This window comes from Candidatus Thiodiazotropha sp. LNASS1 (assembly GCF_964212655.1).
GTDB lineage: Bacteria > Pseudomonadota > Gammaproteobacteria > Chromatiales > Chromatiaceae > Thiodiazotropha.
The window spans coordinates 906,436-932,456 of sequence record NZ_OZ156465.1 but is presented as its reverse complement, the minus strand read 5'-3'; the positions used below and the strand labels follow the sequence as shown (position 1 = coordinate 932,456).

Annotated in this window: 11 protein-coding genes; 10 read left to right on the top strand and 1 reads right to left on the bottom strand. The window is 52.2% G+C overall.

Translation table 11 applies throughout. The annotated features are described in order from the left end of the window. The first annotated feature begins 235 nt into the window (after positions 1 to 235). The 9 genes from AB8516_RS04020 (at position 236) to AB8516_RS03980 (ending at position 20,250) form a co-directional block, all read left to right on the top strand. Positions 236 to 6,208, top strand: coding sequence for a hypothetical protein (locus AB8516_RS04020; protein ID WP_369158339.1), 5,973 nt, complete (start codon positions 236 to 238; stop codon positions 6,206 to 6,208). A 139-nt stretch (positions 6,209 to 6,347) separates the two neighbouring features. Next, positions 6,348 to 7,703: a multicopper oxidase domain-containing protein gene (locus AB8516_RS04015; RefSeq protein WP_369158336.1), complete on the top strand. Its 1,356-nt coding sequence runs from the start codon at positions 6,348 to 6,350 to the stop codon at positions 7,701 to 7,703. A 27-nt stretch (positions 7,704 to 7,730) separates the two neighbouring features. Beyond that, positions 7,731 to 9,134 carry a multicopper oxidase domain-containing protein gene (locus tag AB8516_RS04010; protein WP_369158334.1) on the top strand — a complete coding sequence of 468 codons (1,404 nt, stop codon included), beginning with the start codon at positions 7,731 to 7,733 and terminating at the stop codon, positions 9,132 to 9,134. Between the two features lie 18 nt (positions 9,135 to 9,152). Then, entirely contained in the window at positions 9,153 to 12,473 is a 3,321-nt protein-coding gene (locus tag AB8516_RS04005; protein ID WP_369158331.1) for an Ig-like domain-containing protein, read from the top strand. Positions 12,474 to 12,547: 74 nt separating this feature from the next. After that, entirely contained in the window at positions 12,548 to 13,144 is a 597-nt protein-coding gene (locus AB8516_RS04000; RefSeq protein WP_369158329.1) for a hypothetical protein, read from the top strand. 20 nt (positions 13,145 to 13,164) lie between these two features. Further along, complete coding sequence (locus tag AB8516_RS03995) at positions 13,165 to 16,347, top strand: Calx-beta domain-containing protein (protein ID WP_369158326.1); 3,183 nt, start codon at positions 13,165 to 13,167, stop codon at positions 16,345 to 16,347. A gap of 37 nt (positions 16,348 to 16,384) precedes the next feature. Beyond that, positions 16,385 to 17,176: an SCO family protein gene (locus AB8516_RS03990; RefSeq protein WP_369158324.1), complete on the top strand. Its 792-nt coding sequence runs from the start codon at positions 16,385 to 16,387 to the stop codon at positions 17,174 to 17,176. Then, positions 17,176 to 18,810 carry an ABC transporter substrate-binding protein gene (locus AB8516_RS03985; RefSeq protein WP_369158322.1) on the top strand — a complete coding sequence of 545 codons (1,635 nt, stop codon included), beginning with the start codon at positions 17,176 to 17,178 and terminating at the stop codon, positions 18,808 to 18,810. Before AB8516_RS03990 ends, AB8516_RS03985 begins: the two co-directional genes overlap by 1 nt. 42 nt (positions 18,811 to 18,852) lie before the next feature. Then, entirely contained in the window at positions 18,853 to 20,250 is a 1,398-nt protein-coding gene (locus AB8516_RS03980) for a histidine kinase (protein WP_369158320.1), read from the top strand. Between the two features lie 40 nt (positions 20,251 to 20,290). Here the strand turns inward: AB8516_RS03980 and AB8516_RS03975 are convergent, their stop codons facing one another. Continuing rightward, on the bottom strand, positions 20,291 to 23,206 hold the full coding sequence (locus tag AB8516_RS03975) for a Calx-beta domain-containing protein (protein WP_369158318.1): 2,916 nt from the start codon (positions 23,204 to 23,206) through the stop codon (positions 20,291 to 20,293). Positions 23,207 to 23,712: 506 nt separating this feature from the next. On the opposite strand from AB8516_RS03975, the gene gspD reads away from it, so the two are divergent. Then, positions 23,713 to 25,938: a type II secretion system secretin GspD gene (gspD, locus tag AB8516_RS03970; protein WP_369158316.1), complete on the top strand. Its 2,226-nt coding sequence runs from the start codon at positions 23,713 to 23,715 to the stop codon at positions 25,936 to 25,938. The last annotated feature ends 83 nt before the right edge of the window (positions 25,939 to 26,021 follow it).

The following is a 26,021-nucleotide window of genomic DNA, read 5'->3' as shown; positions in this document are numbered from 1 at the left end:
TCCTGACAAAATACTCAATCGTCACCTGTGCGGGTAGGTGATTGAGTAGAAAAAAAGCGTAGTTTCACGCAAAGACCCTATATATATGGCGATGTAAGCTTTGCCACTAAGTACTGGTGAAGGGGCTGGTGCGTCCGGTAAGCGGAAATCACCCCCGGGAAAGATGAATGACCATTAGGGGTCTGGAGAAAAAACCATGATAAACGAGCATCAGGGTTATACAAGCAGAAGCGTAATGTCTCTATTTGCATTGTCATTGCTGTTTCTGTCTACAATTGTTAACGCGGGTGATGTCACGCTTAATGTAGTGGGACCTGATGGCGCAGCTGTGCCGGGTTTTCGCTATATCTTTCAGGAAGACACAACCTATGCTGTCGACCCCAATAATCCTGCGACGACCGCTGATGGCCTCTTGTCATTGGGTTTTCATGCGAGTAACCATCCACCAGCCACTCGAGATGTGGCAGGTCAGGCTGAGAACCTGAGTGGCAATGAGGATACCAATTCAGCCACAATCACTGGTCTGCCCGACACGCGTTACTATGTTTCAGTGCTGCCTTACAGCGGTCACAGCATCAGTGGCGCCCCGATAGAGGTTGTCCCTGGTGCAAATGAACTGACTGTGACCGTGCAGCCCCATCCGATCCCCACAGCTCAGATCTCGATCTATCTGTTTGAGGATAACCATCCCATCAACGGTGTGCCTGACCTCCCTCAAGAGGCCAACGATGGCAGCGTTGACTGGACCCAGTTTTCGCTGTTTCTGGAAGAGCCGGGCGGTCGTTACGGCATCGCAGGCGGCCAGGTGATTCAGGATGCCTTCGGGAATCCGCTTGGTACCGTCTATGATCAGCACTGCCTTGCCGATGGATCGCCTGCGTACCTGCGTGATGGCGCCGGCAATATCGTGATTATTGGCGGTGAGCCAGTACTTTTAATCGATCACTTCTGTTTCGACGCTGAGGGTAATCCAGTCGTGCTCGAAATGGGTGACGGTACCATGCACCCCAATCCCGACGGCACTTTGACGGTAAAAAATATCGCGCCGGGTAAATACGGTGTTGTGATCATCCCACCCACCAATCCCGACGATAGTATCGGTTGGCAGCAGACCAGCACCATCGAAGGCAGCAAGGTCATCGATGCCTGGGTCAAGGCCAATGAACCGCCGGTCTTTGTCGAGTTCGGATTACCGGGGCCCCATGTGTTCGTCGGTTTTGTAAAAGCTACAGCTGATGGCGGTATGCCAGGTGCGCCAGGTCCGCAACCGGGTGAGCAGATAGCTACCGTGAGTGGCACTGTCACTGACATGCATATGTCGCGCGTCACACGCCAACCGACATTCGAGTTCTTTTCCGGTCGCCCGTTCCCGGGTTGCTGGGTTGGTATCAACCAAGTGGATGCGGCCGGTGCCCTGGGTCAGGGTGTCGAAGCAGCCCCCTGTGACGGGGATAGCGGTTTCTCTTTTGATCTGCCTCCAGGCAGCTATCAGCTGGCGATCTGGGATGCAAACCTGGATGTGGTCTTCGCCGCAAATCCGTTCAGCGTGGATTCCACAGGTGGTACTTGTAATGGCGGCAATAGCTGCGCCTTCGGTGAAGTGGCCGTTTTCAATTGGTTTACCCGTCTGAACACCGGCGTTTTCCTGGACGAAGACTTGGATGGTTTCTGGGACCAGGGCGAACCAGGGCTTGGCAACGGTGAGCGGGGTATCGGCCCCGAGAGCCAGGATGTGACCCTGCGCTGGCGCGACGGTAGCGTCTATCAGAACTTCCCCACCGACCATGAGGGTCTTGCGCCATTCGACGAGATCTTTCCCTTCTTCCATTGGCTGGTGGCTGAGGTCAGCTTTGCCAACAAGAAGGCGACCGGCGCCACCTTTGTGGTCGACGCGGGTGGTCCAGTGGATACGGCCAACGGTGACTTTCCCGGTTTTGGTGAATTGAATCCCCAACCTCAGTTATGTACACCGGCGATTGCCGCAAATGCTGAAGATCCCAACTTTGGATGTACCCCAGGTGATGCGCTGATCAATCCGAACACCACTGACAACCTGTCACGCACGGAAACCGGTGCGGTACTGACCCAGGGCTTCCAGGGTTTTCTCGGCCAGACCAGTGTGATGCAGTTCGGTAAGGTGGATTACATCGGTATTACACCACCCTACAACGATGGAACATTCCATCCGCCTGAGTTTGTCGGTGAGAACGGCGGTATTTCCGGTATGGTCTTCTATGCCACCACCCGCGCGGAGAACGAACCGCAATTCGCCGCCGCCGAGGAGTGGGAGCCGGGTGTACCCCGGGTTCAGCTGGCACTCTATGCCGACGGTGACATCGACTGTCCCGCCCTCGCTGGCCAGGTGAACTGTGACATCGACTGGAATAACGATGGCACATTGGATCCCGACGATGGTGTGGTCGAAAATATTAATGGTGTGCCCGGTATTCAGTATGCCGATGTGGACAACCACCCGTTCGGTTTTGCCGAGGGTGCAGCACCCGGTCCGGAGGATATCGACAGAAACGGCAATGGTGCATTTGATCTGGGCGACGCCCTGCAAGTGACCTGGACCGACAGCTGGGACGATAGCCTGCCCGAAGGCTGTCAGGGCCTGAACAATATCCCACCTAGCCCCGCTTTCCCTGCAGGCATCCCTGTTGAGCCGCCGATTACTGATGAGCGCTGCTTCGACGGTCTGCGCAACTTCAATCAGGTCAGGCCTGGCGTCTTCGACGGTGGATTCGCTTTCGAAGAGTATGACATGGACTACCTGGGCAGCCTGGCTGGCCAGAGTGGCAACGTCACTATCCTGAACAACTTCTTCGCGGATCGAAATGCAGCCGTCAGTACGGTTGCCGCAGCAACCGGAAAGGCGCTTGAGCTACCCGAGCAATGGATTCTCCCCGGTGACTATATTGTCGAGATGGCTACGCCCCCGGGTTATGAAAGTCTCAAAGAGGAGCATAAGAACGTCGATTTCGGTGACGAATATACACCCTCACTGCAAGCGCTGCCCGTGGCCTGTGTGGGCGACCCCCATACGGTGCCTCAGTACCTGACAATGGTGACCAGGGATGGCAGCGGTACCGATCCGGGCGACGGCAGCAATCTTGTGGATGCCGCGCTGCTGGGCGACGAGGGTGTGTTTGCGCCGTTCGCCAATGAGACACGTCCCAGTTGCGATCGCAAACTGGTGCCGCTCTCATCCGGTCAGAACGCTGCCGCTGAGTTCTTCCTCATGACCCATGTGCCGCTTGCCGGCAATGTGTCAGGGGTGGTCCTCAACGACCTGGCCAACGAGTTCAATCCGAACTCCCCGGCCTTCGGCGAAAAGTTCGCGCCGCGTAACATACCGATCTCCTTCTATGACTGGAACGGCAACGAAGTCAATCGTATTTATGCGGATCAGTACGGTCGCTACAACCTGATGGTGCCATCGACCTCCACGGCGAATCTGGGGATTCCATCGGGTATGTCACCCAACATGCTGGTTTCCTGTATGAATGATGCGGGACCGATCGATAATCCCGAATACTTGGTCGATGTCGATAATGACGGACTTGACGACAACACGGGTGCGCCCGCCAAGATCGTCGATCCGAACTTCAAGACCCAGTACAGCCAGTTCTGCTACACCTTCCAGTACATGCCCGGCGTTATCACCTATCTGGATACGCCTGTGGTACCGGTTGCCGCACATGCGGACAGGGAGACCTTTCCACTGGATTGTGAGCAGACCGACAATACACCTATGATATCGTCAGTCACCCGGACGGGCGGGCTGCCCGGTCCTTTCGGTCTGGCCGGCGATACCATTCGCATCAATTCAATGGGTGAAGTGCTTGTGCCCAATCCCTATTGGGATGGCGTGATTCCTGCGGAGAAGCTGATAACGCGTGACTACAGCTTCAACCCAGGTGTTCCAGGTATGGAATCGCGGGCATTCCTCATCGATCTGGATGATCCAACAGTGCCGATCGAGCTCTCTTCCTACAGCGCTCGAAACGAGGATTTTATTGAGGGCACTATCCCCGCAGTCGGTCCAGGTGAGTACCAGGTCATGGTCTCCAATGGTGATGTCAGTTCACCGGTAGGAGTCACTCTGACTGTGGGTGTTGATGTGACCGGTCTGGGCGAACGTGCCCCCAGGGCCAATTACAATGCTGCAAACCAGGAAGCCACAACGTCAGCGGTCTGGCGCGTACCGGGTGATTTCGCCACCATTCAGGAGGCGATTGGCGATCCGGTCAACAATCCAGCCGGACCTTCCGCTGCCGCTGGTGACCTGATTCTCGTTGCGCCGGGTGACTATGACGAGATGGTGATCATGTGGAAACCTGTCAAGCTGCAAGGTTGGGGTGCCGGTGCGGTTACCCTGAATGCCAGACAGGTGCCCACCGAAAAGGTTGCCAACTGGCGTAATCTGGCCACCACGCTGGAGTCCAATGGCTCGATCTCACTCCTGCCGGGTCAGGCCCTGGCGCCATTCGGTTTCCCCGGACTGGGTGCGCAACTCTTCCCGACAGAAGAGGGTGCAGGTATCTTCGTGGCCGGCACCAACAGCGGTGGCAACCGTTTCGGCCATCCCAGGAATCGTGGTGCCCGTATCGATGGTTTCACCATAATCGGTGCCAGCACCGGCGGTGGCATTGTCGCCAACGGCTATAACCAGTGGTTGAATATCTCCAACAATAAGATTACCGCCAACTCCGGTTTCTACGGTGGCGGTATCCGTGTCGGTCATCCTCAGTTGACCCATGAGATCGAAACTGAAGACGATCCGGATTTCATTGAGGAGAATGACAACTATGCGGTAGGCACTCTGGTCTATACCGACAGCCGAAACGACCGCGTCAATATCCATCACAACCTGGTACAGAAGAACGGTGTACTGAACGGTGCAGGTGCCGGTATCTCGCTGAATACAGGCGCTGACGCCTACCGGGTGAGAAATAACTGGGTATGCGGTAACTTCGCTCAAGGAAGCGGCGCCGGTATCGCTCACCTGGGTCTCAACCGGGGCGGCATCATTGAGGATAATATGGTTATCTTCAATGAGTCCTTCCAGCAGACACCGGGAACTTCGCCGGATGGTGGCGGTATCTATATCGCCGGACAGCCCGCGCTGGTGCCTGAGGCAGAGACAGGGCTGATGTTGTCACCCGGTACCGGTAACGTGACCGTCGACGCCAACATCATCCGCGGTAACCTGGCGGGTGCCGGCGATGGCGGCGGTATCAGCATCACCAGCGTCAATGGACAGGATATCCCGCAAAGTCGCTTTGCTGCAGATGGCGAAGAGAGCGATGAATGGATCAGAGGCCGCTGGTACGGCGTCAACCTGTTCAACAACATGGTCAATAACAATGTGGCCGGAGTAGCAGGTGGTGGTTTATCGATACTCGACTCCCCGAAGGTTGTGATTCGCAACAACACGGTGGCGAGAAACGATTCAACCTCGACCGGTTCCCAGGCGTTTGCCGATCCGGCCAATCCGAATGAGTCGCAACCGTTGCCGGCGGGTATCGTATCGCGGACCCATAGTAATGATATGGCGCAGGCCATGGCGCTCGCGATCGACTCCTATGATGAGGATGACAATCCGGCGCCTGGCGCAATGACGCAGAACGCAACTTACAGCAACCCAACGTTGCGTGACACCATTGTTTACCACAACCGTTCGTTCTACTGGTCCAACAACGGTGATCCGACACAGCTCTCAGGCGGTCTGCTGCCGGATTGTGCCGGTTGTGCACTGACGGACTATGAGGCTTATACCAATGATATGGGTGTAGTGACCGGTGTCACCGAGAGCACAACGGATCTGTTGCGGCCTCGTTACTGCCTGCTGCAGGATGGTACCGAGTACGACACAGCCAGCGGTACAAATGAGCTGATCACCGGTGATGTGGGATTTGTCAATCCGGTCTACAACGAAGCGACCGACAGTCTGCTGTTCCCAGAGTTCAAGGTGATACAGGCGGCCGGGGCCTTCGATGAAGGCGGTAACTTCCTGCAGGTCAGTTTCGGTCCTGTCACGCTGGTTGATTCCCTCGGTGCGCTTTATGACTATCACCTGGCGGCAGGCAATCAGGCTGACAACCAGGGTGGTCCCACCGGTGGCAGCCGTACACAGGTCGATTTCGACAATGATCCAAGACCCGCCACGGGTTCTGATATCGGCGCTGATGAACTGGCGCCTTAGTAAAGGGTAGTGTGGCAATGAAACAAACAAAGAATCATACAAGCATCACGACCCATGCTACCGACGTCAGATTGATCGTAGTGGTGGGTCACCGAGTAATCACAAACGGCGGTTACAAGATCACGAGGAGTAACGCCCAATGAAAACTTATCGTAAAAACATACTTGCAGGGGCAATTGCCCTCACGTTGTTGGGGTTCGTTGGTACCGCCAGTGCCGTGGTCAATGTTCAGTGTCCAGGCGATTTAGACGGGGACGCAACTGTCGATGTTGGACCTGGCCATCCCGATTACAATGAGAATGCCAAATGTATGCATCTGATCGCCGGTGACAGCTTTGCAATCATGTCAGACGGCAATCCCTTGTATACCTTCGGTTTTGGTGACAAAACAGGGAATGGCAACACACCAGACACGGTGATCGGCAATGGTATCTTGGCGGCCGAGTGGCCTGGACCCACCATCGAACTGGATCAAGGGCAGGAGTTCTTTCTCAATCTGACCAACGTGGGTACTGTGATCCGACCCGATCTGTTCGATCCGCATACGGTTCATTTCCATGGCTTCCCCAACGCCTCCGCGGCTTTCGACGGTGTACCTGAGGTTTCGATCTCCATCAATATGGGATCGACACTGACCTACTACTACAACATCGTCGAGCCCGGTACTTATATCTATCACTGCCACGTGGAAGCCACTGAGCACATGGAGATGGGTATGTTGGCCAATCTCTACGTGCATCCGATTCAGGACGAGATCGGTTGTTTCGATTTGGTCGATAACCCGGGTACCGCGGAATATGATCCGGAACCTGTACCGAACGGCGGTTGTGCGCCGGGAACCCGAAAAGATCCAGGCAGCACCGGCCCGACAGGTTATGTCTACAACGACAACGACGGCTCCACGGCTTGGGATGTGGAAGTGGCGCTGCAGTTCTCAAGCTTCGATGGCAACTTCCATGACGCCAGTCTTTTCGTTCAGCCTCTGCCGTTTGCGGATCTTGAAGGTAATTATCCTCAGATCAACGGTCGAGGCTATCCGGATACGGTAAGCCCAGGCGATTTACCGGCACCTACCGATAACGTAACGCCGGTGGCAGGTCATCCTGCAGGTAAAGTGACTGGCAATCCCGGTGAAATCCTGAACAATGGCGATCCCACTCAGACGATGGATTCCGTCATTGAGGTCAATCAGGGCGAGCGTCTCTTGCTGCGTCTGTCGAATGTGGGCCTTGACCGCTTCTGGACCATCACTGCCATGGGTCTGAAGATGAAGATTGTCGGTACCGGTGCACGTCAGATGCGCGGAAGTGATGGCAAAAATCTCTACCGTGAAACGGCATCACTCAACTTCGGTGGCGGTGAGACCACCGATGTCATCATCGATACGGCCGATGTGGCACCTGGCACCTATTTCCTCCATGCCACCGAAGTACACCAGATGAGTAATGCGACACAGCTGGATGGCGGCATGATAACCGAGATTGTTGTCAACTGAGGCTGGCCGAACTAGGAGATGAGACTAATGAAGAGCATATTCAAAAAACCTGGGCGGTTCATCAGCTTCCTTATGCTGGGCCTTGCAGGTGTCTTCAGTGCGCCGTTAACCCATGCGGCTCACGACATTCGCGGTATAACAGGTCCCACATTCAACCTGTATGCCTATCCCTTCAATATGAACCTGCCTGAAGGCACCAGTTTATATATGTGGGGTTTTGGTGATATGGATGGCGGTGCGAACGCCACCCATGCAGCGGGTGATGGTTATGCACTACCGCAATACCCGGCACCCACCCTGATTGTCACGGAAGGGGATAGCGTGACCATCAATATCGCCAATTATGGGGTTCCCGAACCGGTCGGTATCGTCGTTACAGGCCATAACGCGAGTGGGTCCTGTGCACCCTTTCCCGGCGGTGGTCCAAGCACCTGTACAGCAGGACTCGTGACCTCATCCGCTGATATCAATGAAGCGGTGACATACACCTTTACCGCAGGATCCCCAGGCACCTACATTTATCACAGCCTGGATGGCAGCAATCCCGGACTGCATGTAGAGATGGGGCTGTTGGGGGTGATGATTGTGCGTCCGGCTGATTTCGGTGCAGGTCCCAATCGCACCGCTTACGGTGTAGATACCGGTACACAGTACGATCAGGAGAATCTCTATCTTATGACAGAGGTTGATCCTGAAATTCACCTGCAGATGGAGCGTGGGCACAGAAGTCATTTCACCCACTCCGATCGGCATGCCAAGATCTGGTTTATCAACGGTCGGGTCTTTCCCGATCTGTTCCAGGGGGATTACAACCCGCTCTTTCCACATCAACCCTATGAGGCACTCGCAATAGCTCAACCGGGTGACATGGTATTGGTGCGTAATATCAATGCGGGACACGATTCCCACCCCATGCACTACCATGGCGAGAACCTCACCTTTATCGGTCGCGATGGGAAGATGTTGAGTTCAGACGGCATCGTTTCCGACCTGGGACGTTCCGACAATACTATCAACTCAGCGCCGAAACAGACTGTTGATGCACTCTGGACCTGGACCGGCAAGGGACTGAATTGGGATATCTATGGACATGATACCGGCCATGTCTGTATCGATACGGACAATGACGGATTTGGCGATGTTGAGTCCGGCTCCACCTATGATCACGAATATTGTGCCGATCATGGCAAACCGTTGCCGGTCACGCTGCCAGGTGTGGGCGATCTTTCACTCGGTGGCTGGTGGAGTGGTAGCCCATTCCTCGGCGATACAGGTGATCTGCCTCCCGGTGAAGGTGGTCTGAATCCCTTTGGCGGCTACTTTCTGGTGTGGCACTCACATGCGGAAAAGGAGCTGACCACATTCGATATCTTCCCCGGCGGCAGCTTGGGCTCCGTGGTTATTGTGCCTCCCGGCACACCCATCGAATAAGCGTGGGAGGGCACGAACATGAAAAGGTCAAAAATCATGAAGCTTAGAATCAAACCCATCGTCGCCGCCTGTGCATTGGCCATGGCAGCCGGACAAGCAGGTGCTATCGACTACACCCTGGCCACAAAGGCGTACTCCAAGACTATGCCGGATGGAAGTGTTGTTCCCATGTGGGGGTATGTGATCGATCCGGATAACGATAGTTCCGGCAGAGGTGATTGTTATGAAACAACGCCAGCGGCTGCGCGACGTACCTGTGTCGACAATCTGCCTGATCCTGTGGCACCGGGCCCGAGGTTGGATATTCCGCCGACCGATACGGCACTGCGGATTTTTTTGACTAATACGTTGCCTGAGCCGTCATCCATCGTGATCCCAGGGCAGGAGTTGCCTTACTCAGCGGCCGATAACGGTCCCACTTGGGATGGTCCGTTCGGTGGGAATGCCATTACCGGGGGACGCCCAGCCGGCGATACAACCTTGAAGATGCGCTCTTATGGTCGTGAAGCGAATCGCAACGGCGGTAGACGGGCATATATCTGGAACAGTAACCGGAACAATCCTATTACGAATACGGGCAGTTTCATTTACCACACCGGCACACATCCCCAAAAGCAGCTCTACATGGGGCTCTATGGCATGGTCACACGTGACTCCGTTTCTGGCGAGGTCTATCCCGGCGTCGCGTACACCAGCGATACCACGCTCTTCTACAGCGATATCGATCCTGACTTCAATAAATCAGTGGTGGCACCGTACGATCCGGCATACGCTGCATATCCGCCATTGGAAACGGCTATCGAGCGTCATCCCACCTGGTTCCTGATCAATGGCGAGCCCTATGATCCGAGCGGGACGATTAACGCCGTGGGTACCAATACTATTACCGGTATCGATGTCAATCAGAGCAATCTGATTCGTTTCGCCAGTGCGGCAACCGAAAATCATGTCCCGGTCTTCCAGGGGCTCTACGGCGCAATCCATGGTGAGGACGGCATGCAGTATATGTGGCAGGCCGGCGTGAGCGGCGCCGCGGCTGCTGAAACGGCCGCACCCATTGAGCAGTACTCGATCGGCTTGCCGCCGCTGAAGACGAAGGATGTGATTGTCACTCCGGCTGTGCAGGGGATCTATTCCATCTATGACGGCAACGGTTATATGACCAACCCCACCGCCAACGAAACCACGGGCGCTGAGGATACCGTCGGCGGCATGTTCAGGAAATTGGGTGTTGCACCCGGCACCAACCAGGCGCCGGTGGCCGTGGCTGATCAGTTTACCGTTGAATACCCTGAACTCCTGAGCAGTGATACTGAAGCGACACCTGTTGCATTTCTCTTGGATGTCATTGCCAACGACAGTGACATCAATAATGATCCGCTGACCCTTGCGTCTACCCTAACGCCTAACCAGCAATACGGCGACGTTGCGATAACCATCGATGCGTTCTGTAATGCTGGCGATACATCTTGTTCGGTAGAGTACGGCTACACAGGACCTGCTGGCGGTACCGAGACCTTCCATGCAACACCAGCAACCATTGCTTCCACCAATTTTGATTACGATGTGACTGACGGGAGTCTGACGAGCGGTTTGGCAACTGTCACCCTGGATTATCTGCGCAATGAGGCACCCACAGCGGCTGACCATACTTTAGTGACGGATGCCGCGACTGAGTTGCTTTTCAACGCCTTGGATGGCGCAGTCAATGCTGAGCCGGGTGATGTACTGAACTTCTCGTATTCGCCTCCATTTGATCCTGTAACCGATTTAGATCCTGCGACACAGGGAACGCTTGTATGCGCATCGAACGGTGAATGTACCTTTACACCACCTACAGACGGTGTACCGGGTCCTGACTCAGTCGAGGTTACTTTTGACTATGTAGTCCTCGACGATATAAACACAGTCGGCAACCAGACGGGTGTTACAGCGTATGACGACAAGATTACAGGAACCGTTACCATCACTGTTGATCCTGTGAGTACCGAGGCGCCTGAGGTCATCGACGACAACTATATGGCCATTGTGGATACTGAGTTGGTCGTTGCGGTCGATCAGGGTGTCCTGTCGAACGATACCGAACCGCAGGGGCAGCCGATGACCGCAGCCTTTGACGGTCCCACACCGCCCGGTACAACTACCGAAGGCGGCACCGTGGTGTTGAATGCAGACGGCTCTTTCACTTATACGCCACCTGCAGGATTCTCCGGTGCGGATACCTTCACTTACATCGCCAGCGATGACAGTGTGCCTACCCCCAACGAGAGTCTACCGGCCACGGTGACCATCACGGTTGGCAATGAGGCGCCCGTGGCTGTTGCAGACAGTTACAGCATGACCGAAAGCAGCATCCTCAATGAAGCCGCTCCCGGTGTGTTGGTTAACGACACGGATGTGGATGGCCAGGTCCTTACAGCGAGTCTGGTGGCCGGTAGTGGTCCTAGCTGCGGTACCCTGACGCTGAACTCGGACGGCTCCTTTACTTACGAGCCTCAGATTGGCTGGAACAGCACACTGACGGGTGTTTGTGATCCGGGTACCGTGGACGGTTCGGATACCTTCAGCTATGTCGCCAATGACGGTCTGGTGGACAGTGCCGCGGTTAGCGTCAACATCACGGTCAATCCGCAAACCACGGCCACGGCAGTCAACGATACCTTTATCCTCAATGCGCCCTCGGTGACAGAACTCACCGCAGAAAACGGTGAATTGGTCAGTACCACTTATGTCACGGCCAGCGCACTGGATAACGATCTGGGAACCGGAACCAATCCGACTGCTACCGAAGTGAATGATCCTGATAATCTCTCTCCTGAGATTGCGGCATCGGGTGAAGTCACTCTGGTAATCGAGGATATGGCAATGGGCACCATCGGTACACTGGAGTATCAGTTCACCAATGATGGTGGCAACACCAGTAATGTCGCCCAGGTCAGCCTGGTACGCTATCTCGGCGTGAAGAAGTCGGAGTTCAATCTGCGGGAAGATGGCGGTCTCGCCGGAAATCCGGACAACGACGACTGGCGTATCACCGGTAATGTCGATCCCACGGTGATTCCGCCGGGCAGTTCTATCTTCGCCTACATCATCAGGCAGGGTGTCACCGATCCTATTCCGATCAATACACCGGCTGACATCAACCCGAATAATGATATGGGCACGGTCTACAATGTGGACAACTGGAGAATCCACATCGATAACGTCGGCAGCACCGGACCACGCGGTGATATCGATCAGGCCAACGACAGGTTGCGCATCGAAGCCCATGTGGACGATGGAAATGGTGGTACTATCATCTATACCTATGACAATGTACCGATTCATGTTCAACCCTAACTGAGTAATAACCGCCACACCCCATCCCCGGGGTGTGGCGGTTTTCTTGTTTTTACACTTAGAAACAATAGCCTATGAAAGTTGACGAGAGACAAAGCAGCGCTCAAACACGGGATGAAGAGTTGTTACCCCAGGGCAACCCGATTATTTTGATTTTCGTGTTGTTACTGTGCCTCATTATTCTGTTTATCCTGACTTCTGCGATAGCCAACGGTGCCGAAAAAATGTTGCCGAATAAGGCAGCCGGACAAACAGCTGTCGCAAAATGGAAACCACCCGTGGCGCAAAAGATCATTCAGCCTGAAATGGTTTCCGCTGATCTGGCGAATGAGATCGCCGACAAGTGGGGTATCAGGTTGATTAGCTTGAGATTGACTGCCGCAGGCTACATGATCGATTTTCGATTTCGTGTTTTGAATGTGGAGAAATCAAAGAATTTTTTCGATCAGAGGGTCAAACCACACCTGGTGGTTGAGCGTTCCAATGCTAAACTACCAATACCCATGGCGGCCAAGGTGGGCGCGTTCAGAACGACCAATCGGGGCCAGAACATCAAGCCTAACAAAACATACTATATGGTATTCGGGAATCCGGATGCCCATGTGAAGTCAGGTGAGAAAGTGACCATGGTTATCGGCGACTTCAAGGCCGAGCATTTAATCGTTCACTAATTCCACCATGAGATGTCCTTATGCATAATATTAAATCTCTCCTTCGCCTTCTAACCCTGCTTATGGCAGGAGTGTCGCTGCAGAGCAATGCGGCGGTCACTGTCTACTGCTGCGACGCAAACGCAGAGGCGCAGTACATTCAGGACCTGGCTGCCCTGCAGTCTGTCACGGTGGATTTAACCGGTGAAAGCTTTGAAGGTGATGCCTGGACGAGTTCACGTAATACAACAGTGTTCAGTGTGACCAACCAGAACCTGACATGGGGGGCCAGTTCAACCGGTGTTGCAGGCATCCAAACCAGTATGGGCGGTGGTGATGTGCATGAGGGTGAATATCTGATGTTCGCCGTTGACGATACGAGCACCCATCTGACTCCCGATAAGATCACCCTGACGGCCAATGGCATTACTCTGTATGGTGTCGGCGGATGGTTCAGAAGTTCCAATGGTGCAAAACTCGCATTCACCACGAATGGCGATGTGGTCGATTTTACAGGTGCGCAAGCCACAGTCTTCGATTGGAAGTTTCTCGGTTTTATCGACGATGGAGGATTCAGCACACTGTTGGTGGAAACAGCCGATGAAGTAGGCAATGAAGTCAAGACCTTCTTTTCGGATGACTTTACCATTGCAGCCCAAGCCGGCGCTTTTCCCGGTCAGGACCTGCAATTCAGCAGTGCTAACTATTCGGTCAATGAGAATGCGGGGTCAGTTGCCGTCACGGTGAGCCGCAGCGGCGGAACAACAGGTGCGCTGTCCATAGATTACGCAACCACGGCTGACGGCACTGCGACAGCCGATCAGGACTTTACAGCAGTTTCAGGTACACTTGACTTCGCCGATGGGGAGACGAGTAAACAGATCACCATAAACATACTGGATGATGCCGTCTTCGAGGGCGATGAGACAGTAGGGCTGTTGCTCACCGGAACCGATGTCGGTGTCCTGAATAATGCCACCCTGACTATTGTCGAGAATGACTCGCGCCCTGCAGGAAGCGTCGAGTTCAGTGGCAGCAGTTATCGCGTGAACGAAGATGCCGGTACGCTGTCAGTCACGATACAACGTAGTGGAGGCAGCGAAGGAAGCGGTACAATCGATTATGCGATCAGTGACGGCACGGCGACCGGTGGCAGCGACTACAACGCTACTTCCGGTACTTTGGCATTCATTGACGGCCAGGTTAGCGGCACTTTTGATATCGCCATTACAGACGACGCCCTGCAAGAGGGTACGGAGTCGATTGTTCTCAATTTAAGCAATCCGGTCTCAGTGATGCTGGGTGATCGCGATATTGCCGAAGTCTCCATTATTGACAACGAAGCGTCACCGGCCATGGGGAGTATCCAGTTCAGCGGATCTACCTATAGTGTCGCCGAGAACGGCTCGGAGATAGCGTTACCGGTCGTTCGAATTAGCGGCAGCATGGGGGCTGTAAGTGTCGTCTGTACGACCTCCGATTCCAGTGCCACCGCCGGCAATGACTATACGGCAACGCAGAATACGGTAAGTTTTGCCAATGGCGAGGTTATTCAAAACTGCCGCATACCCATCGTAGACGACAGTAGCTACGAAAATGACGAAACCTTACTGGTGACTCTCAGCTCTCCCACAAATGGTGCGGTACTGGGAACCACTTCATCCACGACAGTCACAATCGAAGACAATGATCCGGTCCCCGCGGCCGGGAGCCTTCAGTTCGACCAGACAAGTTACCAGCTGACAGAGGGTGGTTCGACAGCCAGCATTACGGTTTCCCGGAGTGGCGGCAGTAGCGGATCGGTCAACGTTGATTACGCCACTGTGGATGGGACTGCCACAGCCGGTAGCGACTACACATCGGCCAGTGGCACTATCAATTTCGCCGCTGGCGTCACCAGTGTCAGTTTCCAGGTTGCGATCTTGGACGATGCGATCTACGAAGGTGATGAAACTGTTTCGCTTGTTTTAAGCAATCCTACCGGAGGCGCTGTGACCGGTTCGGCAGACACAGCACAACTGACCATCCTCGATAATGAATCGGCTCCCGCTACGGGTGCCCTGGTCTTCACCGCGAGTGAATATTTTGCAGATGAGTTGGATGGCAGTATCACCGTGAGCGTAGAGCGTCAAGGTGGCAGTACGGGTGCTGCACAGGTCAACTATATCACCAGCGATGGTACAGCGATTGCAGGTGCGGACTATGCTGTGGCTAGTGGCACTCTGGCATTCGCTGACGGTGAGGTTTCACAGAGTTTCGAGATTTTTATCAATGATGATGCCTTTTTTGAAGGAACCGAAAACCTGAGTCTTCAGCTCTCAGACCCATTTGGGGTAACGCTCGGTGACCCAGCATCATCTGTTATCACGATTGCCGATGACGACGATCCACCCGCAGCGGGTGCACTCGACTTTTCGACTAATAGTTACAGCGTTGATGAAACCGGCACCAGTATTACCGTTACAGTAACCCGGAGTGGTGGTACGAGCGGTGCAATCTCTGTTGATTATGCAACGCTGGATGACAGCGCCACGGCATCGTCCGATTATGTTTTTGCTACGGGTACCGTAAACTTTGCCAATGGTGAGTCGGGTAGCAAAACATTCGAGGTCACAATTGTCGATGACAGTCTGTTGGAACAGGACGAGCGTATCCGTTTGGTACTCGCCAATGTACAGGGTGGGGCAGTACTGGGTGCCTTGAGTGAGTCCTTTATCACTATATCGGACGACGAGGCACAGACCGCCTCTGCGATACTGGGTTTTTCGACAGGTTCCCTGTCTGCCAATGAAACTGCAGGCAGTGTGAATATCACCATCACACGCAGTGTAACGGTAAGCGGTGAAATTTCGGTTGATTTATCAGCAAGCTCAAGTGATGCAGTTGCGGGTACAGACTACAACGTAACCACCGGAACCGTGCGGTTTGCCAATGGTGAGACAGAGAAGACCATCACTGTCGAAATTCTGGACAATACTGTCACAGATGGGAACAGAACGATTACTTTTGCACTGGCCAATGCCATTGGTACGGCTGTCATTGATAGTAACAGCGGCACTTTAACCCTGACAATCATTGATGATGAATCAGATTCAGGCGGTGGCGGTGGCGGCGGTGGTGGCAGCATGGGATCATTTCTGATGTTTTTGATGCTGTGTGCAATATTCTACCTTCGGGTACGGGGATTCCGTGTTTGCGCGGCATGTTCAGGCAGGAATAAGTAATACCGGCGGTTAATTACCGATTTGTGGAGCAGTCACAATGTTTAACGATGTGCGGGATACAGCAACACTACAGTGGTACAAACGAATCATGCCGGCGGTATTACTGCTCCCGATGATATCGTTGATCTCGTTCACCACTCATGCTGATGAACTGCCAAGTATTGCAAAACGAGCCGAAACGGGAGAGGGCTTTATCCCTCCCTTCAAACTGGATTGCATCACGCGGCCGGGAAAAAGCAAAACCCTGGGTGAACGCTTTGAAATGCTGGCCAGTTCGGGTGATCAAGGACACGATGAGCATGCCCACCATAGAAGGATGATGATGAGCAATGATTATCAGCTGCATACAGCTGACTATACGATTCCCGATGTGCAGCTGATTTCCCATCGTGGTGAAAAAGGACGTCTCCCGGAATTGCTGGATACGGATAAGCCGGTGATGTTGAATTTCATCTTCACGACCTGCACCACGATCTGTCCTGTGTTATCCGCAAGTTTTCATCAAGTTCAAGAGATTTTGGGTGATGAGAGTGATTCCATTTCGATGATCTCGATTACCATCGATCCAGACTATGATACGCCAGAGCAACTGATGAAATATGCCCAGAAGTTCAAAGCGGGTAACCAGTGGCAGTTCTACACCGGTACGTATAACGACGTCGTGAAGGTTGAAAAAGCGTTCGATATCTTTCGTGGCTCAAAAATGAACCACGAACCTATTACTCTCATACGTAAACAAAACGAACAATCCTGGGTCAGAATAAGCGGGCTTGCAAGCGCAGAAGATATCGTAAAGGAATACCGTAAAACAATTACAGCAGGAAAGTAATGAAAATAAACATTAAGCGGCTTGCTTACCTCAGTCTCTTTATCACAGCCAGCCTCTATTCTACACTGTCCATGAATGACGCGGATATCGACTCGCGTGCCTATACATTAGGAAAACAGTTCTACACTGAAGGACTTCAACCAAATGGCAAGCTGGTGAAAGCCACAATCCAGGGAGACATTGCGGTAGAAGGTGATCAGTTGATATGTGAAACCTGCCACAGGAAGAGCGGCATGGGATCAACGGAAGGCCAGCAGGTTGTACCGGCTGTTGCCGGGAATGTGCTGTTCAAACCGTTAAAAATACCGGTTAGCAAGCCCCCGGAGCCTCCTGTGTTCCGTGAAGGTTATACGAGGGAAACTCTGATGGCGGCAATCAGGGACGGTATAGATGCCAATGGTAAACCGTTGGATCCGTTTATGCCAAGGTACGATATTGATGACGAGACGCTGGATGGCTTGATGGTGTATCTCGACACGCTGTCCCAAACAGCGTCACCAGGTGTTACCGAAGATACAATACATTTTGCAACAATCGTATTATCGTCAAACAGCATGGAGGAGAATAAGGCGCTGCAAGATGTTATGGAGCAGTATGTCTTACAAAAGAATATCGAAACAAGATATGAAAGCAAAAGGGCGAAGAATGCTCCATGGCACAAGGAGTGGTTGTTCAAGCCATATCGAAAATGGCAAATTCATACTTGGGAGTTGAGGGGTGAAAAAGAGAGTTGGCCCGCCCAGCTGGCTGATTACTATCAAAAACAACCAATATTTGCTTTGATCAATGGAATTGTTCCATCAGGGTGGGAACTTGTTCATGAGTTTTGTGAACGCGAGACTATTCCATGTCTCTTCCCCACCACATCTTTACCTGTAGTCGATGAAACTGATTTCTACACCATATATCTGACCAAGGGTGCAGTCCATGAGGCTGAAGCGGTTGCATCCTATATTACTAAAATCCTTTCCGTGAAAAGCGTTATCCAGTTTATCGATAAATCATCTCAATTAAGCGTGGTGAGTGCTGATTCACTTCGTAACGAACTGAAAAAAAACGGTCTTGTGGTAGATGACGTTGTAGTCGGGGATACGAACGATTCTTCGCGGTTGCTACCTGAAATGGATGGTGAGCGTGCCGTTGTTTTATGGCTCGACCAGGAAAAGTCCGACCAGCTTATTGATGGAGTGAGCCAGCAGAAAAATAGCCCACCGATAATACTCTCGACCTTGCATTACGGCCATGACAGTAGCCGCATACCGAATGATTTAGTGAATTCTCTTGTGTTTGTTCATACATCAGAAATGCCTGATAAGACAAACAAGCTGCTGATGCGCTCAACAGGCTGGTTTAGGGCTAAGAGAATCTACGACCCTAATGAAAAAGAGATTCAAGCGAATGCCTATTTTGCATTAAAGGTGGTTGGAGATGCCGTGAAACATATCCGTGGTTATTTCTATCGAGACTACTTTATCGAAAAAATCGAGCACATGATTGACGATCTGCCCTATACTTCGATATATCCAAGAGTAAGTATGGCACCAGATCAGCGGTTCGTATCCCGGGGTTACTACATCGCAAAACTGGACGGTAGAGGAGGAATACGGAATATTACCGAGTGGGTTGCGCCGTAATGGCTCGTTAGGCAAGCAATATAATCTTGTCGGAGAATATTGGTGTCGGACCTAGACAAAAACACTCCAGCAAATACCAATGAGTATGGCCACGATTATCAGCTCGCCAGGCGCTACGGTATCACAAGTTTCATTGCCATCATCCTGATAGCCATTATTATTCTTCTCCTGTTTCGCTACGAATCATCACGCATCATTCAAGACTCTGCAAAACAGAGCAACGAGTCGCTGACTATTGCGACTGAGTATGCGCTTAATGATCATTTTGTGATGTATCTGAATCTTATCAAGCTAAATAAAAAGAAACCGGGTGAGATGCCATTCGACCCATTGCTTGCGCGTGCGATACGAAAAATGATAAAGGATACCAATGTTGACAGGATAAAGCTGTACGATGTGAAGGGACGAGTCGCTTACTCATCCAATCCTTCAGCCTACACTGAAGAAGATGAGGATAACGATGGTTTCAAGACGGCGATAGCGGGTTATCCGAGAACCGTCTTAAACTATCGTGATAGTTTCACTATCTTCAATAACAATGACAGGGACGTAAACCTGGTACAGACATATGTGCCGATACGGGTAGATGAAAATTCGCCAGTATTGGGTGTTATGGAGATTTATTACGACATCAGCGGCTATGTCAGTCATGCTATGAGGACAATCATTGTTCTGATGTTGACGACGTTGTTGTTGATGCTGTTCCTCTACACTTTCTTGCTGATGCACATCAAACGATCTGAACGCATCATTGAAGACCAGAATCGAATCACAAGAGAAAAGAAGGTGCTGCTCGAATTTCTCACTGCCAAGATGATCAATGCCCAGGAGGATGAGAAAAAACGCATAGCCTTTGATCTCCATGAAGACGTGGTTCAGACCCTGTCCGGTGTCAAGATGCAGCTGGAAAAATATATACTGAGTCTTAATCAGCAGAAAAAGGAGGGCGAAGTCAATCAACTCTCCACGGAAATCGTGCCGATGCTGCAGAATGCAGCTCATAAAATCAGGGCGGTTGCTATCGATCTGCGCCCACCGAGTCTCGACGATTTCGGTCTCAAGGCTGCACTCAATTCAGTGGTTTCAGAGTGTCACACCGAGACATCAGGTCTTGAGATTGAGATTGTTTTCGCACTTGAGGAAGCTGATATCTCACTAGAACGTAAGTCAATCCTGTATCGTCTGGTTAAAGACATATTACATGCCATTTGTTTTGAGCAAAAACTGACTGCCAAGGTGCAGATTAGGTTCGATCGGGTTTTAGGCGGCCTCTCTATGAGGGTTGTGATTACCAGTAAAAAGATTGATATTCTTTACAGAGAAGAGTTGCCTGACTATTTAACCACGATGGAGGAGCGAACGATTCTCTCTGGTGGAGAGTTCTCGAGAATGCCCAAGTACGACGATACGATTGAGGTGAAATCCATATGGGCTTTCTGAGTGACTGGTAAGGATACGAAGTCACTGTGATGGAGAAGATTCAGAGCTGTTCCCTAAGAGGGGCGTCACTCGTTGCTTGAGGAGCAGCATCGCCGGTTGTACCATCCGCATCCACTTCTGGGAATTCTGGTACCGTTTGGACATCCTTGGAGTCTGTCGGTGTAACAGTTTCTTTCTCATTGTCGGAGCCACAGGCCCCCGGATCGGCAGAGATGGCAGAGCCACCGCATTCTGATTTCTTGTTATCTTCCACATGCTTTTCGGCGTCGCCGTCCCTTGGTTGAGTTGTCGCAGACACCTCTGGCGCTTGCAGGCCAAGTCTGTCCAACAAGGCGCTACTGTCATAACCACGTAGTGAAAGATCGAAGATCTTGAGGGTTGAACCTCGGTCCCTACGATTGCGAGACTGATTTTGTGTGGAATCCTGTTCCAACGTCTCTCTATTGCTGGAAAAACGGGAAGGGAGTCCGCCGCTGCTATGGCTTGGAGATGAGTGAATTGAGACGAAGGGCAGGGCGTCATCATCTATAATTCTGACAATCGCAGCAGATGGCGTGCTGATTGCGGCATTGCCGCTTGCATCGGAGAGTATCAGTGTAAAACTGCTCTCCTCCTCGTATAGACCATCGTTAATTATCTCAATCGAAATAGTTCGACGCGTCACTCCGGCCGGAAATGTCAGGGTGCCGCTGGTGCCAACGTAGTCACTATCCTTTATGGCTGAACCGTCGATAGTCTTATATTTGACAGATGCGCTGGCCTCAAGGTCACCCGATCGAATCACTGTCAAGATGACTCGATTGCTCGACTCATTGACTTCATAACTGACCGCATCCAGATAGATCGAAACAGTCTCAATATCCGGATCATCATCGAGAATTGTGACCGTGGTGGAGGCAGGTTCTGCTATCGATGTGTCCTCGCTGACTGCTGTAAGTAGAATCTGAAAGGTCTCATTGTCTTCATGCAGAGTGTCATCGACCAATTCGACATGTATCTCCTTCTGCGTCTCTCCCGATTGGAAGCGTATCGTCTCGCTATCGGCAATAAAATCGATATCGGCAGCAGCGCTTTTCGCCAGTAGCTGATACTCCACATCAACAATACCTGTGCTGCCTCCCGTGCGAATCAGATCGATGATTGCCTGCTGTTTCGATTCGTTGACGGCATATGCGACAGCGCCAAATGAAATGGCCCCTGTACCGTCATTGTCCAGAATAATGACCTCTGCCTCCAACTCCTCTCCAAGCGTGGCATTGCCATCCACATTGGATAGTGCGACGTAGAACGATTCATTCTCTTCATCCAGGTCATCATCATGGATGAATATCTCGAAACTGCGTAGCGTTTCTCCGTCATTGAATTGCAGTGTGCCCTTGCTGATGGCATAGTCACGGCCCTGCCTTGCCTCGTCTTCAATCGTGGTGTAGTCGACGCTGGCCTCTCCTTTGCTCCCGCCTGAACGCCTGACAGTGACTATCAGTTTCTGTGTATTCTCATCCACGGAAAAGAGTGATTCATTGAACTCGATCCGGCTGTTTTCATTGGATCCGAAGTTGCTCTCGAGGAGTGCATGTGCCGCAGCTACGTCCAGCAGGCCGTAACCGAAGCTATCATCTGTACCTGCCTCGCCCAAATCGACAGCAGAGTCATAGAGTGCGGTTTCGATCTGGGAAAGTGCGGCATCGGGAAACGCACTTTTAAGCAGTGCCATGGCTCCGGTTACATGGGGTGCGGCGAATGAAGTGCCGGAGACAATGTTATAGGCGTTGGGCAGCAGGTCTGCGGTAAAGATCAGGCTGCCGGGTGCAGCCAGCTTGGGGAAAACGCCGCCGTCACAGGCGCCTGGCCCACGGCTGCTGAGCAGTTCTATCTCGTTGGACTGATCCACCGATCCAACGGAGAGCGCACCTGGATCGTTGGCTGGACTGATACTGGATTCAGTGGATGGACCGAAGTTGCCGGCGGAGAACACGACACCAATCCCGGCTTCCCGCAGCAGCTTGATGTCTTCACTGAATTCCTGGAAACACTCATTGATGGTTGTGGAAAAGCCCCAAGAATTGTTGACCAGGTCGGGGGCGTCATCGGTCAGTGGGTCACCGTCCGGATCGAGCAGCCATTGAAACGACTCATGAATCGCGCTCAGCGTTGACTCATTGGCGTTGTCGAAGATCTTTGCCGCTATCCATTTGGCCTCAGGCGCCATGCCGATTTGAAAACCGCTCTCATCACCCCCCAGTATGATGCCAAGTGCCTGCGTGCCATGGCCCACCGTATCGGCGGGTAGTTCATTCTGCTGATAAGGGTCGAACCAACTGTTAGCCCCGCCGCGCCATTTTTCGATAAGATCCGGGTGGTTAAGCTCAACGCCGGAGTCCATGATGGCGACAGTGACACCATCGCCATCGATCCCCTGCTGCCAGAGTTGTTCGGTGTTGATGTTGATGAGATTCCACAACGGATCTGTCGTCAGACCCTCGACACTGTCATCACTCATGGTCAACTGCATATCGACTGTGATCCGTTCCACCTCGGGCATGGCGGCGATCTTATCCACCAGATTGGCTGGCAGGTCCAAGGCGACAGCGTTGATGACCCAAAGTGATTTCAGGCGTGTTTTTACACCGTGATCACGCAATATTTTGGCGAGTTTTGCCTTTGGCTTGATGAGCTGGTCCTGCAGGCCGGTCAACAGCCTTCTGCGTAATTGCTTCTTTAGCCTCGACTGTGACTTAGTGACTGCCGGCTCATATTGATGTTTTTTGTTAATAAATCTACGCAAGTCATCGATATTGATGTTTTTTTTGAATTTTACAATGACCGGGACACGGGATGTGAGATCAACCTGTGCCACAAGTTTATCAACATCGGCGGTTAATCCTGCGGCACCATTCAGCACGGGTTGATAGAACAATCCCGCCAAGATTACGGCAGTGAATAATCGCTTAAGCATCTTTGCCAGTCGCCTGACGGCGCGTTTATTTCCCCAGTATGGGAATCGATGGGTAAAATATGAATAAAATCATCTGATTATCAACTATATTCCTTAATACCTCATACTTTAATGCGTGTTACTACTACCTGTTGATTAGGTATGTTACTACCATGACTGAACAGTTGAGGCAGTAAAATCCTAAATAATTTTTATGTCGGAAACATAGAACATACACACTTAAAACGCTTCATGGAAAGCTGATTTGGCCACTATAGGATTGATTATCCTATTCATTTAACAGGTAGTTCATGCACTTTGAGCATGATCTGGAGGCTGGGTGATAGAGACAGTAGAACCCGTGGTAGGGTTTTTATGCATTAAAGGTATGAAATCACCCCATGCGGAAATACATCCTCCCATCAATCTCATTAATCTTGTAAATCTGCTGTTATTGTATGAAGCCATATTCAGTCCTATGTGCCTCGATCAGGATATGGAAGTTTTGTGGAACTACTGGAAATCAGATGAGCAAGAGTGAACCCAATCTGCTGGCTCGGTTAATGCCAATGGTATTGTCCATATTGTTGGTATCATGCGCCCAGCAACCCGAAATCAACCAATCAGATGCTGGCAGACTGATTGCTCCCTATCCAGCAGAGAGACCGTCAATCACGACCTCCGGCGGCGATGATGAACAGGAGCTGGTACTCTCGCAACAGGCAGTGAAGGAACCGGAGTTCTTTGTTCGTGAGGGTAGCGGTAGATTCATTAAACCTGGAGAGTCGGGTAAGAAAAAGACTCAACCGGCGCGTGGCGACATAACACTCAACTTTGAGGCAGTGGATCTGCGCGAAGTGGTCAAGGTGGTCTTCGAGGAGATACTGCGGGAAAACTATCTGATCGATGACAAGGTACAGGGTCAGGTAACCATCCATACGACCTACCCGGTCAGCACCGATGCGGTATTGCCGATTCTTGAGACCATTCTGCAGATGAACGGTGCCGTGATGGTGCGTAACGGCGCACTCTATAAGATTCTGCCTGCGGCTGATCTGAAGAGTATGGCCCTGAAACCCTCGGTTGGTCAGGGTAAGGCGAAGATGAAAGCGGGTCAGGGTGTACAGATCGTACCATTGAGGTACATCACAGCCGTTGAAATGAAGAAGGTTTTGGAAAGCTTTGCCTCTCCGGCAGAGCAGATTCGGGTGGACAAAGGCAGGAATCTGTTAATCCTTACAGGCTCCTATCAACAGATCAACAATCTGTTGCAGACCATCGAAATGTTTGATGTGGATTGGCTCAGTGGTATGTCATTTGCGCTGATACCGCTGAAGGCCACTGACGCCAAAACCATTACCGAAGAACTCAAGCATCTGGTTGGAGATGGCGATGGGTCGCCATTGGCTGGAATGATCAAGCTGATTCCCATCGATCGCCTGAATGCGGTCATGGTGATCAGTCAGCAACCCAGATATATCAAGGATGTGCGCAGGTTGATCAGCCAGTTTGACCAGGGCAGTGATAAATCTCCTGACCGCCGGCTATACGTCTATCATCTGAAAAACGGAAAAGCGGAGAATATAGCCGCCATTCTGCAGAATATATTCGGTAATGAGGTTTCAGCACCTTCCTCAAGTGTGGGATTGAGCAGCAGTGACCCGCTATTACGCTCGAATGTGCGCGCTCCCACAACGACCGGGATCGATCTGAAGAACAGTAATGCCGACAGTGAGGCTGTTCTCACCAGGGATCAGCCTGCAGCAGCTACGGCAGCGGTAGCAAGCGCCAGTATGTCTAGACAGATGCCGCAAGAAGGATCGGATGCCACGGCGACCATCATTGCCGATCCGGATAACAATGCCATCCTGGTGATGGCGAGCCCGAAGGACTATCAGAAAATCAAGGCGACGATCAGCCGTCTGGATGTTTCGCCCAAGCAGGTGCTCATCGAAGCGACCATTGCCGAGGTGCAATTGAGCGATAACCTGAGCTATGGCGTACGTTGGTTCTTCAATGGTTCCACAGGGAGCGGGCGTCCTTATAAAGGCGCATTGGGGAGTCTGCCCGGGGATGTCTCGGGTGGCGACGGTTTTTCACTTGGACTGTTCAATAGCGCCAACGATCTGAAGGTCTTCTTCGATATTCTGGAGAACGAATCCTCAGTGAAGTTTCTCTCCGCACCCCAGATCATGGTGATAGACAACCAGACAGCGAGCTTCCGGGTGGGTGACCAGATACCCATTGTGACTCGTTCGTCACAGAGTACTACCGATCCGGATGCCCCCATTGTTTCAGAGGTGCAGTTCCGCGATACGGGTACCCTGTTGCAGGTCACGCCGCGCATCAACGAAGGGGGCATGGTGACTTTGGAGGTCAGCCAGGAGGTCAGTACCCCCGGTACCGCCCCGGCCATTGGCGGCGGTGGCAATGTCTCAATTTCCCAGCGTACCATCGAGAGCACCGTCATCGTTCACGATGGGCAGACTGTTGTGCTGGGTGGTTTGATTCGTGAAAGCAGCTCAGGCGGCAAAACGGGGATCCCCGGTTTGATGCATCTCCCCATCGTCGGCAACCTCTTCGGCAGCACCACCAAGGACATAAGCCGCACCGAGTTGATCGTGACATTGACACCAAAGGTGGTACGGAACCCGCAAGAGGCCTACGATATATCTCAGGAACTACGAGAAAAGATACGCGACGCCACCCTGTTTCATGATGACTTTCAACGGCGTCGGGCATCCAGCAAGTAATCGACAAAGAACTGGTGACTCATGCTTTTTCTACGTGGCAGTGCTGAACGGCACTGACCGACAGGCATATGTAGTCCAACCAG